The sequence below is a fragment of the Alkalicaulis satelles genome (assembly GCF_008630495.1).
Lineage (GTDB): Bacteria > Pseudomonadota > Alphaproteobacteria > Caulobacterales > Maricaulaceae > Oceanicaulis > Oceanicaulis satelles.
Genome location: NZ_VWOJ01000001.1, coordinates 674,578 through 689,490 on the forward strand (window position 1 = coordinate 674,578; position 14,913 = coordinate 689,490).

Consider the following 14,913-nt stretch of genomic DNA (forward strand, 5'->3'; position numbering starts at 1 on the left):
CTCGCCCTCCCCTAGCCCGCTTGCGGCAGGGTGAAGGCGACTTCAGCGCCGGGACCCAGCGGCAGGCCGAGATACACCCAGCCCACGGTCATGATGATGCCCGCGATCAGCAGCCAGATCGAATACGGGATCATGGCCGATGTGAGCGAGCCGATGCCGAACTCGGGAACCCAGCGGCGGGCAAACACCAGCACCAGCGGGAAATACACCATCAGCGGGGTGATGATATTGGTGGCGCTGTCGCCCACACGATAGGCCGCCGTGGCCATTTCCGGGCTCACATTCAGCAACATCAGCATGGGCACAAGCACCGGCGCCATCAGCGCCCATTTGGCGCTGGCCGAGCCGACGAACAGGTTCAGCAGGCCCGCAAACACCACGATCAGCCCCAGCACGATAGGCAGGGGCAAGCCGGAATCGCGGATGGCGTCCGCGCCATTGACCGCAGAGATCAGCCCCAGCTGGGACTGGTTGAACAGCTCCACGAAATAGGCTGCGAAGAACGCGAGCACCAGATAATAGCCCATGTCCTTCATGGCGCCGGCCATCATGTCGACGATGTCGCGATGGTCCTTGATGGTGCCCGCCGCGCGGCCATAGGCGATGCCAGCGAACACGAACAGGATCATGAACCCGGCCACCAGCGAGGAGAAGAAGGGCACCAGATTCTCGGTCACTTCATTGGCAGGGTCGCCCAGATAGAGCGGCGCATTGCCGCCATAAAGGGAGAACGCCCCCAGCGTGACGAGGGAGACCACATCCACAGTCAGGAACAGCCAGACAAGACAGACCAGCAGCACGGCGACGCCGGCATGGGCCAGGCCCTTTTTCTGGGCCGGCGTGGTCTCGCCCTCAGGATCGGTCTCGGGCGTTTCGCCCCCGCCCGCCACGGTGCCTCCGGACCACGGCCCCAGGCGCGGCTCCACGATGCGGTCGGTGACGAACCAGATGATGGGCAGATAGACGAAGGTCATCGCGGCGATGAAGAACCAGTTGCCCGCGATGTTCATCGTCCATGTGGGATCGAGCGCCACCACGGCGGCCTCGGTGATGCCGAACAGAAGCGCGTCGAGCTGGCCGGGCAGGAGATTGGCGGAGAAGCCCCCCGAGACGCCTGCGAATGCAGCCGTGATGCCCGCCACGGGATGGCGTCCGGCGGCGGCGTAGATCACCGCGGCCAGCGGGATCAGCACCACATACGCCGCGTCGGCGGCCAGATTGCCCATCATGGCCACCAGGGCCACCGCCGGGGTCAGGAACAGGCGCGGCACATCGCGGACCGCAGCGCGCATGGCCGTGCCGAACAGGCCCGCCCGCTCGGCCACGCCCGCGCCCAGCATCACCACCAGCACATAGCCCAGCGGGTGGAAGCCGGTGAAGATGCGCGGCATGTCCACAAGCAGATGACGAAGGGAATCGGGGTGGAACACGCTGACAGCGCTGACCACCAGCGGGTCGCCCGCCGCATCGCGCGCGGTGGGATGCTCCACCGACCAGTTGAAGAACCACGCGATGGTGGAGATCACCGCCATGGCGATGATCAGATAGAAGAAGATGAACACCGGGTCAGGCAGGCGGTTGCCCGCCCGTTCGATCATCCCGAGAATCCCGGACTGGCGTTCAGCGCCCGCATCGGGCCGCGCGTGCTCGCTCATGGCTTTTCCCCGCAAATGCCTGGCGCGCCTGTCGCAGACGCGTCTCTTTGCGACAAGGATTAGCGCGCGCAGGCCTTTGAGGGAACCCGGCTGGCGCCTCAGGCGGTCTGAGGCTTGCGCCGGCGGGGTTTGCCCGGGCGTCCCTGACGCGCGCCCTGGCCGGCCGGCTTGGCGCCTGCGCCCTGCTGAGCGCCTCTCTGTCCGCCTTGCTGCCCGCGATGACCCGGCCGGCCGCCGCTGCGCTTGGCCTGCTGGGGACGGGCCGGACGCCCGCTCTCCCCGCGCGCCAGCGGCGGGGCGTCATTGAGGCCCGCAATCGGCTTGCCGGTAAGCTTCTCGATATCCTTCAGGAGGCCGCGCTCGTCAGAGGCCACCAGCGACACCGCCCGTCCGCTCGCACCCGCGCGCGCCGTGCGCCCGATGCGGTGGACATAGCTTTCGGCGACATTGGGCAGCTCGTAATTGATCACCAGCTCCACGCCGTCCACATCGATGCCACGCGCGGCGATATCGGTGGCCACCAGCACCGGGGCGGCGCCGGAACGGAAGGCGGCCAGGGCGCGCTCGCGCTGACCCTGGGTCTTGTTGCCGTGAATGGCCGCGGCCTTGTGGCCGTACTCGGCCAGGCGCTTGGCCACCCGGTCCGCGCCACGCTTGGTGCGGGTGAAGATGATGGCCTTGCGGCCCGCTTCGGGCGCCATCAGATTGATCAGCGCGTCGGGCTTGGCGCCTGCATCCACGTAAAACACGTTCTGGGTGATGGTCTCGATCGGGCGAGAGGGCGGCGAAACCGCCACGCTGGCCGGATCATTGAGGAAGTCGGACGCCAGCTGGCGGATGGCCGGCGGCATGGTGGCCGAGAACATCACGGTCGTGCGCGGATGGCCCACAGCCGACAGGATGCGCCGGATCGCAGGCATGAAGCCCAGATCGAGCATCTGGTCAGCCTCGTCCAGCACAACCGTGCGGGTCAGGTCCAGGCGCAGCTTGCCCGACTGGTGATGGTCCAGGAGGCGGCCCGGCGTGGCGATCAGAATATCGACGCCGCGCGCCAGGGCGCGGATTTGCGGCCCCGGCTTGGCGCCGCCGAACACCACGGTGTGGGTGAGGCCGGTGAATTTGCCATAGGCGGCGACCGAGGCGCCGATCTGGGCGGCCAGCTCGCGCGTGGGCGCTAGCACCAGGGCGCGGCAGGACAGGCCCGGCGCCTGCTTCTTCTCCGCCATCAGGCGGGTCAGCAGCGGCAGCACGAAAGCGGCCGTCTTGCCGGTGCCGGTCTGGGCCAGGCCCACAAGATCGCGGCCGGCCAGAAACAGCGGTATGGCGCGCGCCTGGATCGGGGTGGGGACATTATAGCCCTCGGCCGTCACGGCGCGCAGAACGGGCTCAGCCAGGCCGAGTTGGGAGAAAGTGGTCAAAACAAACATTCCTTCTGACCGGGGCGCGCACGCCAGCCGGCCATTCATTCGGTTATGGGAAAGCGTCCGCGCAGATCAGCCGCCGTCGACGGGCCTTCGGCCCTCGCCCGGAACAATGCTTGGAGCCCTTGAAGGCTCCGGCCGATCCGATCAAAGCACGTGGGCGGGATGACCCCGCCTCTACGCCCGCGCTTCATGCGATGGGCGCTCTATGGCCGGGTTTGATGGCGAAAGCAAGGCGTTATGCCAAGCGCCCGGTCACCATGATGACGAAGACGGCGCTGATAGCTGATCTGAGCCGGACCTGACCCGGGCGCTTCATGGTCCGCCATGCCCGCCTGAGCTTGACCGTGTCCATCGCGCCTGCGACACTCGATGTTAGCGCTAACAACGCCAGGGCGGAAGGCAAATTGGCCTGCCCGCCACTGCAAAAAAAATCAAGAGCGCCAGCGTGTTGCCTGGATGAGCAGCGCCGGGCGCCGCCATCGGGGAGATATGACGCCATGACACGCTTGACCATGCTGGCCGGGACAGGCCTGGCCGCCCTCATGAGCGCGGCGGCCCTGGCTGACGCGCCAGCGCCCCTACGCCTGAGCCAGATCGGGTTTGAAGCCGGCGGGCACAAGCGCGCCATCCTGGTTAGCGACGCCGCCACGCCGCTCTCCTGGCAGATTGTGGATGCCTCCGGCGCGGTGCTGGCAGACGGCGAAACCATGCCCTTCGGCGCCGATGAGTCCTCCGGCCAGAGCGTCCACCAGATTGATTTTTCTGGCGCGCTGGAGGCGGGCGAGGGCTATCGCCTGATCGTCAACGCATATGAGAGCCGCTCCTTCGCGGTGACTGAGCGGCCCTGGCAGGATCTCGCCCGCGATGCGCTGAACCTGTTTCACCAAAACCGGGCGGGCATCGCCATTGAGGAACGCCATGTGGAGCGGCCGGATCTGGCCCGTCCCGCCGCCCACGAGAACGAGGTTTTGACCTGCTTTTCCGGCGAGGACACCGCCGGCAATCACTGGGCGGGCTGCGATCATTCGCTGGACGTGACCGGCGGCTGGTATGACGCAGGCGATCACGGCAAGTACGTGGTCAATAGCGGCATTACGGTCTGGACCCTGCTGGACGCCTACACCCGCTTTGGCGCGGCCTATGGCGACGGAACCCTGCCCATCGCGGAAGCGGGCAATGGCGTCAATGACCTTCTGGACGAGATCCGCTGGAATCTTGATTTCATGCTGGCCATGCAGATCCCTGAAGGGGTCACCATGGACCTGCCTGTGGGTCCGCTCACCTCGCGCGAAGACCTGGTCTTCACCCCCACCGACGTCTCCGGCATGGCCCACCACAAGGCCCATAACGAGGTGTGGACGCCCCTGCCCTACGCGCCGCACACCGATGATGTGCCGCGCTATCTCTATCCGCCGAGCACGGCCGCCACGCTCAATCTCGCCGCCTCGGCCGCCATCGGCGCGCGGGCCTGGGCCGATGTGGATGCGGACTATGCGAGCCGCGCCCTCAACGCCGCCATCCGCGCCTATGACGCGGCGCTGGCCAATCCGGACATCTACACCCCCGGCACGTTCGATGGCGGGGGCGGCTATGGCGACAATGATGTCAGCGACGAGTTCTACTGGGCCGCCGCAGAGCTCTACGCGGCGACGGGAGAGCAGCGCTATCTCGATGACTTGCGCGCCTCACCGCATTTCCTGGGCGCGCCCGGTGTTGAAGGCTCGCCTACAGGCAGCATCGCCTGGCCGAGCGTTGGCGCACTGGGGACCATCACGCTGGCGACCGTGGAAACCGGCCTGAGCGAGGCAGAGCGCGAGACGGCCCGCGCCAATCTCGTTACGGCGGCGGACGCCTATATCGCTGTGCGCGACAGCGAGGGCTACGCCATTCCCTTCGGTCCGGGCGATTATGTCTGGGGCTCCACCTCGAACCTCCTCAACCGCGCAGTCATCCTGTCGCTCGCCCACGAGATCACCGGCGAGGCGCGCTATCGCGAGGCGGTGGTCGATGCGATGGACTATATCCTGGGGCGCAACGCGCTCGACCAGTCCTATGTGTCGGGCTATGGCGCGCGGCCCATGCGCAATCCGCATCACCGCTTCTGGGCCCATGCCGCCGATCCGGCCTTTCCCAAGCCGCCCGCAGGCATTCTGTCGGGCGGGCCCAATAACCAGAACATGTCAGACCCGATTGCCCAGACTATGCGCGGGACCTGCGCGCCGCAGGCCTGCTGGGCCGACCATATCGACTCCTACGCCATGAACGAGGTGGCGATTAACTGGAACGCGCCGCTGTTCTGGGTCGCCGGCTGGCTGGACGCGGAGTGACATGGGAGGGCGCATGAGGCGGACAACTGCGCTGCTGGCTCTGGCTGCGGGGCTGTGCCTGCACACGGCGGGGGCGGCAAACGCGGATGAGCGCCCGCTCCTGCACCCACTGTTTTCCGGCCATGGCGTGATCCAGCGCGATGCGCCCATACATGTTCACGGCAGCGCCAGTCCGGGCAGCGAAATCCGCGTCGCGCTCGGCCCGTCACAGGCGAGCGCGATTGCAGGCGATGACGGGCGCTGGCGCGCGGAGCTGCCCGCCATGGAGGCGGGCGGGCCCTACACCCTGACGGTCGAGAGCGGCGGGCGGACAGAGACAGTCCGGGACGTGATGATCGGCGATGTGTGGCTGTGCTCGGGCCAGTCCAACATGGTGCTGGAGATCGCCCGCGCGCTTGATGCGCCCGCTGAAACCGGCGCGGCCAATGACCCGATGATCCGCGCCATGACCCTGCCCCTGCGCACGGCGTCCGGGCCTTCGCAAGACTTCCGGTCCGACGTGGAATGGCAGGTGATCACGCCGGACAATGCCGCCAGCGTGTCAGCGGCGTGTTACTTCATGGCCCGCGATCTGCGGCGCGTTCATGATGTTCCCATGGGGCTGATCATCTCGGCCTGGGGCGGATCGTCCATCACCGCCTGGATGAGCGAAGAGGCGCTCGGCCGTGCCGGCGCAGATCCTGACGCGCTCGCCACGCTGGCGCTTTATCGCGATAACCCGGCCGAAGCCATGGCCCGCTGGGGTGCACGCTGGGAGGACTGGTGGCTCAACCAGACCGGCGAGGCGCGCGAGGATGCGCCCTGGGCCGATGATCTGGACATCTCATCATGGCCGGTGGTTCCGGCCTTCATCTATTGGGAGGAATGGGGTGATCCGGCGCTGGCCGCCCATGACGGCATGGTCTGGTACCGCACAAGTTTCAACCTGACCGCAGAGCAGGCCGCTCAAGGCGCGGTCTTGCATATCGGGCGGGCCGACGAGGTGGATCAGACCTGGCTCAATGGCGCGCCGGTGGGCGGCATGGCCGATCCGTCTGTCATTCGCGCCTATGAGTTGGCGCCGGGCCGGCTGCGCGCAGGCGCCAACACGCTCACCATCAATGTGCTCGACACCTGGCGCTATGGCGGGTTGGTCGGCCCGGACGATCTGCGCGCCATCGAGCTAGCCGATGGCGAGATTGTCCCGCTGGACGGGCCATGGCGCTATTCCAAGGCGCCTGCGGGCTTCGCCCATCCGCCCGGCTCGCCCTGGTCGGCGACGGGCGGCTTCTCGCAGATCGCCAACGCGATGATCAGCCCGCTGGACGGCTACGCGCTCGCGGGCGCAGCCTGGTATCAGGGCGAGTCCGATACGTATGACGGGCGCGGCTATCACGCGCTTCTGGAAGGCCTGATCGCGGACTGGCGGGGGCGTTTTCGCGCTGATCTGCCCTTCGTGATCGTGCAACTGGCCGGGTTCGGGGCGCACCCGTCCGAACCGGCGGACAATGGCTGGGCCGATCTGCGCGAAAGCCAGCGTCAGGTGGCGCTCGCCGATCCGCGCGCAGTAATCGTGACGGCCCATGATCTGGGCGAGATTCACGACATCCACCCGCCAAACAAGCAGGAACTCGCCCGCCGGATGGCGCTGGCGGCCCGCCACCTTGTCCATGGCGAAAGCGACATCGCCCCGTCCGGCCCCGTGCCCGGCGATATCCGGCATGCGCGCGGAACATTGACCGTCCGGTTTGACGATGTGACGGGCGCTTTGATCACGCTCGGCTCGGACCGGGCCATCGGGTTCGAGCTCTGCTCCGGCGCCGCCTGCCGTTACGCCGATGCGCGCGTGAGCGGCCCGGACAGCGTGGCGATCGAGGGTGTGCGCGCCGCGGACACGCGCGTGCGCTTCTGCTGGGCGATGAACCCGCTATGCAATCTCACCGACGCCTCAGGGCGCCCGCCTGTCCCCTTTGAGCAGGCCATAAAGCGGTAATCCTGCCCCTCGTCGTTCCCGCCCCTAGCTGTGTGGGGATGACGAATGTGGTGGAGTGCGTTTCACCGGCGCAAGCTGGCGCCCAGCTTTTCTGAATCCCGGCTTGCGCCGGGAAAACGCTACAGGAAGAGTTTTTGCCTCCATCATTTCCCGGACGGTGCGAGCCGTCCGGGAAATGATGGCTGACAGAAGCCTGTCTACTCCGCCGGGCAGATGGCGTCGCCCTCGTTTGAGGCCAGGCGCGCGGTTTCAAAGCTGATCATGGCCGGGCCATCGGCGCGCAGGGAGAACGGCTCCTCCACGGCGGCGATGTTCGTGCCCAGATCGCGGAAGCAGGACAGGCGCACCTTGATCTCCTGCCAGCTGCCCGTTTCAGCCATGAAGGGCGTGAGGTCGATTTCCGCCTCGCCCACGCCCAGCCAGACCTGGCCTTCGGGCGCGCTGTCGGCGCGGTAGCGCAGAAGCAGCGCCATCTCGCCATTGGCCTGACGGGTCAGGTCCACCGCCGTGCCCCAGGCCAGCGCCCGGGCCGGACCGGTGAAGGTCAGCGCGCGCGCAGATTCCTGCGCCGAGCCGTCCACCGTGCGCATGGCCACGTTTCCGCGCGGGCTCTCGCCTGAAGGCGCAAGGCCCGGACGGCTGTCCCCGCCCTCATCGCGCAGCAGCAGCGACCAGGGCGCGACAAACCGGCCTTCCACGAAATACCGGTCGGGATTGGCTGCATCGCCGCTGACGCCGGACTCTTCGGACAGCGCATCCAGCGCGCCGTCGTCGTCATAGGTCAGCCCGAAGCCATAGGCGAACAGCGGATCGTAATCATCCATGTCCCGGTTCAGAGGGGTCTGGAGCGCATGACGCGGCCAGGAGAAGGAGAGCGTGCCGGTAAAATCATACCGCGCCTGGCCCGCTTCATCTGCGATCAGCACATCAGCCACGCCGCCGCCTTCACTGCCCGGCAGCCAGGCCGCGACAAAGGCGTTGGAGGCGTTGATCTCCGGATTGGTCCACATGGGACGGCCCGAGATGAACACCGAGACGGTCGGGATGCCCGCTTCCTGAAGATTGCGCAGCACGCGCAAGGGTTCGGGATCAGCAAAGGCCAGATGATCGAGATCGCCCTGGAACTCGGCATAGGGCGTCTCGCCGAACACCACGATGGCCACATCGGGGGCTTCATCATAGCTGCCGTCAGCGCTCAGCACGGCAGTGCCGCCCGCAGACGTCACGGCCTCCTCGATGCCGCCCCAGATGGAGGTGGCGCCGGGGAAGTCTGCATTGGTTGTGCCGGTGCCCTGCCAGCTCAGCGTCCAGCCGCCTGATTGCTGGCCGATATTGTCCGCCGCACTGCCCGCCACGAGCACACGCGCATCCGGACGGACCGGCAGGACGCCGTCATTTTTCAGCAGCACCAGGGACTGGCGCACCGCATCGCGCGCCACTGCGCGGTGCTCGGGCGCGCCGATCAGGTCATAGCGCCCTTCCAGCGGGCGTTCGGTCTCGAACAGCCCGGCGCGGATTTTCACGCGCAAGATGCGGCGCACCGCCTCATCCAGACGCTCCATGGTGATGGCGCCGGAGCGGACCTGTTCGAGCGTGTTGTAATAGAGCGGACGCCAGCTATCGGGCGCCATGAACATGTCGATGCCCGCATTGAAGGCTTCGGGACAGCTCTCATTTGTGCAGCCGGGGATCTGGCCGTGGGCGTTCCAGTCGGAGACCAGAAAGCCCTCAAAGCCCAGCGGCCCGCGCAGCACATCGTCGAGCAGCGTCTGGTTGCCGGTGATCTTCACCCCGTTCCAGCTGGAGAAGGACGCCATCACGGTCAGCACGCCCGCATCGATGGTCGGGGGATAGCCCGCATTATGCACGCGGATCAGCTCTTCTTCAGAGATCGGGGCGTCGCCCTGATCAACCCCGTCCACCGTGCCGCCATCGGCCAGGAAGTGCTTGGCAGACCCGGCGATGCGGCCCACGCCCAGCACCTCGCCGGCGCGCAGCTCACCCTGCAGGCCCAGCGTCACCGGACCGGCATAGCTCGCCACGATTTCCGGGTCCTCGCCATAGCCTTCATAAGTGCGCCCCCAGCGCAGATCGCGGGGTACGGCCACTGTCGGCCCGAACGTCCAGTCGGCGCCCGTGGCGGCCACTTCCAGCGCGGTCACTTCGGCGATACGGCCCACCAGATCCGGGTTCCGGGCCGCGCCAAGGCCGATATTGTGCGGAAAGATGGTGGCGCCGATGACATTGTTGTGCCCGTGCACGGCGTCGATGCCGAAGATGAGCGGGATGCGCGCGCCCTCGCGGGCCTCGACGGCGGCGCGGAAATCGCGCGCCAGCTGCACCCAGTCCTCTGCGCCCGCCCAGTTGCGCCCGCCCGGCGCCGAATTGCCGCCCGCCAGGATCGAGCCCAGCGGATAGGCGGCCATGTCGGCAGGCGTGATGGCGGAGATATCGGCCTGGATGGTCTGGCCAACCTTCTCCTCCAGCGTCATCTGCGCCAGAATCTCGTCGATCCGGGCTTCAGAGGCTTCATCGGTGATCGCTGCGGGCGTGGCCGAGCGCGGCCAGACATCCGGATTGGCGCGCGCCTCGGGCGGCAGGTCCAGAAGAACGCCGCGCTCAGCCGGCGGGACGGCGCCGTCATCGGTCTGATCGGCGTTCAGGGCCGGTTGGTCACAGGCGCTCAAAACCGTAACGCCGATCAGAGCCGCCAGCGCGGCATAGGTCTTGCAGAGCATGAGTGTCTTTCCCGTCATTGCAGCTATAGCGCGCCTTACGGCCTGGGCTCGGCGGCGATCAGCGCATCGGCGATCGCCTGGCGCAGCGGTTTGGGCTGGAAATTCTCGTCATAGGGCGTGGGCCGTTTGGCCACGCCATCCTCGCGCACCCAGTGCTCCTGATACCAGGAATACTGATCGGCCATGCCCCAGACCAGCAGGTCCTTGGTCTGGGGATAGGAGAACATCAGATCGAGATAGCGCCGGCCCAGCTCGGCCACCTTGCGGTCGCGGATCTCGATATCGGCGGGCAGATTCTTGTCGTGCACGTCGAACTCGGTGACCGACAGGCTCAGATCCAGCCCCACCACATCGTCCAGGAATTGCCGCCAGGTGTCCTCGCGCGCCGTGTCGAAGCCGGTGGAATAGTCGTAATTGCCCGAGCCGATATGACCTTGAACGCCCAGCCCGTCGATGGGCGCGCCCCGGGCCTTCAGCCGCTCCAGAAGGCGCAGCACGCCTTCCTGTTGGCGCTCATAGCCCGCCTCCCAGTTCATGTAGTCGTTATAGAGCAGCTCCGCGGCCGGATCGGCTTCACGCGCGATATGGAAGGCCAGATCAATCACCTCCTCGCCCAGATGGCGCGATAGCGGCGTCTGGCGGAAACGGCCGGCCTCGTCGATGGTCTCGTTGACCACGTCCCAGGAATAGATGCGGCCCTTATAGCGTTCGACCATGGTGCGCACGTGCTCGGTGAGCATGCGCTCGGCTTCCGTACCCGGCCGCGAGCCGAAATCGTGATTATTGATCCAGTCGGGGAACCAGTCGGTGTGATGCCAGAGCAGGGTGTGCCCGCGCATCTCCATGCCGTTCTCCTCGGCGAAGTCCATGATCATGTCGGCGCGTTCGAAATCGAACGTCTCGGCGTCCGGGCGGGCGACATACCATTTGAGCTCGTTTTCATGGACGAGCACGCCGCACTCATCGATCAGAAGCTGACGGTATTGCGGATCGTGGAAGGCCCCGGAAATCGTACCCGGCGGGCTCACACCCACGGCGCTGCCAAAGCGCATGCCCTTGGCCTGGGCCAGCGCGTGCAGGGACGGACCACGGTCCTCATCCCGGCCCAATGCGAAGCCCGGCGCGCCCAGGGCCGCCAGTCCGCCTGCGCCAAGGGCCAGGGTCTGTCTACGCGTCAGCATGATGTCACTCCGCTTGCTACTGCTTGATGCTGTTATGCGGGATCGTGTCAGGCGCGCCGTATGCCTTGCCGGATGACGCGGCGCCCTGCCCCGCTGGGCCCCTCAAAAAAGGAGCGGGCGGGCAGTCTGGGGATAGCCCTGAACTGCACGCCCGCCGGGAGGAAGACCCCTTAGAAACTGGCGCGCACCAGGAAGGTGAAGCGCCGGTCATTCATGAACCAGGAGCGGGGCGCGGTGAGCAGGTCATCATTGAGAACCTGGCTGGTGCGGGTCACCTCATTGGTGAGGTTCACCGCCTGCACCCCGATCCGGACATTGTCGTTCACGGTGTAGAACAGCGAGCCGTCAAGCTGGCCGGAATCCTCCTGGATGATCGGAGCGAAGGGCACGATCACGTCGCGCACCGTCACCACGAAGTCCGAGCGCCAGGAATAGGCCAGGCGGGCCGACCACCGATCACTCTCGTAGAAGGTTGCGAAATTGGCCGTGTGTTTTGACAGGCCCTGCAGCGGCAGGCGCGAAGTGTCGACATTGGCCACCAGGCCCGCAGACACGTCCGGATCCGTCGCCGAAAGCGTCGACTGGCTGACCCCGGAGGAGTCCACATAGGTGTAGTTGGCCTGGATGCCGAGCCCGTCAAACGGCGCCGGCAGCATGTCATAGACCTGCTGATAGGCGATCTCGAAGCCCTTGAGCGTGCCGGTGGTGTCGGCATTGACCGGGGTGGTCACCACGGCGTCGAAGGTCGCGCCGTTATTGGTGAACGCAATCCGCTCGGTCCCGTTCGTGTGCACGTCATGCAGACGCTTGTAGAACAGCGACAGGGTCAGCGAGCCGACCTCTGCGAAATACCATTCCGCCGACAGGTCGAAATTGTCCGAACGGATCGGGCGCAGCATCGGATTGCCGACCGAGAACCGTCCGGTGGGACGCCCGTCCACAATGTCTTCAGACGTCGTCGACAGGGAGATGTCGTAATAGTTCCGGGTCAGGCCGATATCGGGCCAGGTCAGGGCCTGGGACAGGCCCAGACGGAACTGCCATCCGTTTTCAAGCCGCAGCACAGCGTTGAAGCTCGGCAGCCAGAAGTCGTCGGTGTAGACAGCGTCATTGGGCTCCAGAGCGCCATTGGCGAAGGCGCGTGCATCGGCGCGCACCTGCGGATCAAGCTGGCAGAAGGTAGAGGTGGTCTGGTCGGGATCAGCCGCTTGCGCATCGCACTCGGCGTCTGACAGGAAGCCCTGCTGGTTGAAGGCCCGCCAGCCGCTCGCCTCACGGTCAAAGCTCACATACCGGACACCGAAATTACCGCTCAGCTGAGCACCGCCATCCAGATCGGTATTGTAGCGGACCATGGCGTAGAGCGCATCGGTCTGCTCACGCGATGGATTGATCTCCTGCAACAGGAACGGGCTGTCCGCATCCACGCCGCAGCGCAGGTGCAGCGGCTGCCAGTTGTCCGGCTGGCCGCAAGCCGTGTCCGGGCGCCAGGAGTCATTCACCCCGCGGGCATAATCGATCATGCCCTGATAGTCCTGGATGATATTGCTGCCCCAGAACAGGCGCGGCTGATCACCTGTAGGCACCGGCACCTTGCCGCGCATGAAGTTATCGAAGCCGAACGGCGCGTGATAACCGGCCAGATCGCCGAGACCTGGCACATTGCCGTCCAGCCAGACCGGACCGCCACTGCCCCACTGCTCGGAGATCACGCCCCAGTTATAGGTCGAGAAGCGGGTGGTCTGGTTGCGGATGGAGCGCCGGGCGCCGAAACGCACCGATTCCAGCCAGCCCATATTGCTGAAGCTGTAATCAGCATCAAAGCGGAAGGCGTCCAGCTTGCCTTCGCTCTGTTCGATATGATCCATGGCCGCGCGGGTGAAGGTCGCCGCCGGCGAGCTCAGATCGCTTTGCCCGGCATAGTTCGGGCAATGCTGGGCCGGCGGGGTGCACGGCGTGCCCGGAACGCCCTGAGCGGGGTCGTTCGGATCGGCGTCAGGCCCCCAGAAACTGCCCGGATTGCGGAAACGGACAATCGGGATGGAGCTGCCGCGCAGCTCGATCTCGGCGTCCTGATAGGTGGAGTTCCACAAAGTCAGGTCCGTGACGTCCACGGTGGATGTCACATGCTGGTAGTCGAAATTGAACGACCACGGGCCTTCCGGCGTCCAGCGCAGGTTGAAACCGTAATCGGTGGTCACATACCGCTGCTCCTGATCGCGGCGGATATTATTGCTTTGCAGGCCCCATACAGGCGTACGCTGGGCGCCGAACTGGTCATCACGCCAGCCTGTGGAATCGCTGGTGATCAGACCGGAGGTGAACACCCCGTCCGACCCGAACGAGAGCGTCGTGCCGGGAAAGGCGCGTGAGTCGCCATTGTCGGCGACATTGTCCGTCGCGATCTCGATGGCGTGCTCGGTCCAGGCCTGCTGGGAATCAGAGCGCAGGAACTGGGCGGTCGCTTCAAGCGTACGGTCCGGGCTGCGCCACTGGGCCGCGGCGCCGATGCCTTCACGCTCACGCTCGAAAGTCTGGGAACGGAAGGCTGCGCCGCGCGGGAACCAGACCGTGCCTACCGGCGTGGACGCGCCGTCATCGACCACATCGCCATTGGAGAACAGCGTGCGCTGGCCGAAATTGGAGATCTGCTGGCCGTCGCTGCGGGCGGTCAGCTGGGAATTCACATAATTGATCAGGAAGCCGAACTCGCCCGAACGCGCCGTTTCCCAGCGGTCAGAGAACAGGGCCGAAACCGTCGGCGACCATTCCTTGGCGAAGTCCCCGTAGCTGCCCTCGATGGAGGCTGCGGCCATGCGCCCGGCGGAATCGAACGGCACGCGGGTGCGCAGATTGATGCTGCCCGAAATGCCCCCCTCGATCATGTCGGCGGACTGGTTCTTGAACACGTCCACGCCGCCCAGCAATTCGGCCGGCACATCGGCGAAGCTCAGAATGCGACCGTTATTGGCGCTGAACGTATCGCGCCCGTTCAGTTCGGAGCGCACCCAGGTCAGGCCGCGCACGACAACGCCGCTGCCTTCGATGGAGAAGTGATCAGGGTCCACGCCGGCCTGGAACCGGTCGATGGAGATGCCCGGAATACGCTGCAGCGCTTCAGTCACCGACCGGTCCGGAAGCGCCCCGATATCCTCGGCAGTGATGGAATCAACGAAAACCTCGGAATCGCGCTTGATGTCCTGAGATGTGCGCAAGCTGGCCCGGAAGCCGGTGACGACCACAACGTCCTGGGCTTGTGTCGTCTCTTCTTCCGCTTCGGATTCACTCTGCGCCAGGGCCGGCGAGGTCATCAGGCAGGCGATAAGCGCCATGGCTGATACGCCGGACAACAGCTTTTCGTGACCGGGAGCTTTGCTCTGGTCACACGTCTCCTTCATCGTCACAAACATCGTATTCCCTCCCCGGTATGTTTGTTATGTTAGCGCTACCATTTTGGTTTAGCGCTTATGTCTGATTAATGAAGTCGTAGCGCAACATCGCGCAGCCCGCAACAATTTCAGCCCCGCATGCAGAAAAAAAGGGAAATCGCGTTGCAAATAAGCCCCTGCACGGCTGGAGGATGCGTTGACCGCGCGATAAAAGCGCCAATAGGATG

General features: G+C 65.8%; 7 protein-coding genes. 2 read left to right on the top strand and 5 right to left on the bottom strand.

The features are described from left to right. Window positions 1–11 precede the first annotated feature (11 nt). Both F1654_RS03310 and F1654_RS03315 read right to left on the bottom strand, forming a co-directional pair. The gene (locus F1654_RS03310; protein WP_150022068.1) at window positions 12–1,655 is read right to left on the bottom strand and encodes an AbgT family transporter; all 1,644 of its coding nucleotides are present in this window, start codon (window positions 1,653–1,655) and stop codon (window positions 12–14) included. A 98-nt stretch (window positions 1,656–1,753) separates the two neighbouring features. Beyond that, on the bottom strand, window positions 1,754–3,082 hold the full coding sequence (locus F1654_RS03315; protein ID WP_233205092.1) for a DEAD/DEAH box helicase: 1,329 nt from the start codon (window positions 3,080–3,082) through the stop codon (window positions 1,754–1,756). 494 nt (window positions 3,083–3,576) lie between these two features. On the opposite strand from F1654_RS03315, the gene F1654_RS03320 reads away from it, so the two are divergent. Then, entirely contained in the window at window positions 3,577–5,406 is a 1,830-nt protein-coding gene (locus F1654_RS03320) for a glycoside hydrolase family 9 protein (protein WP_233205093.1), read from the top strand. Between the two features lie 13 nt (window positions 5,407–5,419). Then, window positions 5,420–7,378 carry a sialate O-acetylesterase gene (locus F1654_RS03325; protein WP_199200436.1) on the top strand — a complete coding sequence of 653 codons (1,959 nt, stop codon included), beginning with the start codon at window positions 5,420–5,422 and terminating at the stop codon, window positions 7,376–7,378. Between the two features lie 197 nt (window positions 7,379–7,575). Here the strand turns inward: F1654_RS03325 and F1654_RS03330 are convergent, their stop codons facing one another. The 3 genes from F1654_RS03330 to F1654_RS03340 form a co-directional block, all read right to left on the bottom strand. Beyond that, complete coding sequence (locus F1654_RS03330; RefSeq protein ID WP_150022071.1) at window positions 7,576–10,116, bottom strand: glycoside hydrolase family 3 protein; 2,541 nt, start codon at window positions 10,114–10,116, stop codon at window positions 7,576–7,578. Window positions 10,117–10,151: 35 nt separating this feature from the next. Further along, window positions 10,152–11,297 (bottom strand): endo-1,4-beta-xylanase, encoded by a 1,146-nt coding sequence (locus F1654_RS03335; RefSeq protein WP_150022072.1) that lies wholly within the window; start codon window positions 11,295–11,297, stop codon window positions 10,152–10,154. 170 nt (window positions 11,298–11,467) lie between these two features. After that, window positions 11,468–14,707 (bottom strand): TonB-dependent receptor, encoded by a 3,240-nt coding sequence (locus F1654_RS03340; RefSeq protein WP_150022073.1) that lies wholly within the window; start codon window positions 14,705–14,707, stop codon window positions 11,468–11,470. Window positions 14,708–14,913 lie beyond the last annotated feature (206 nt).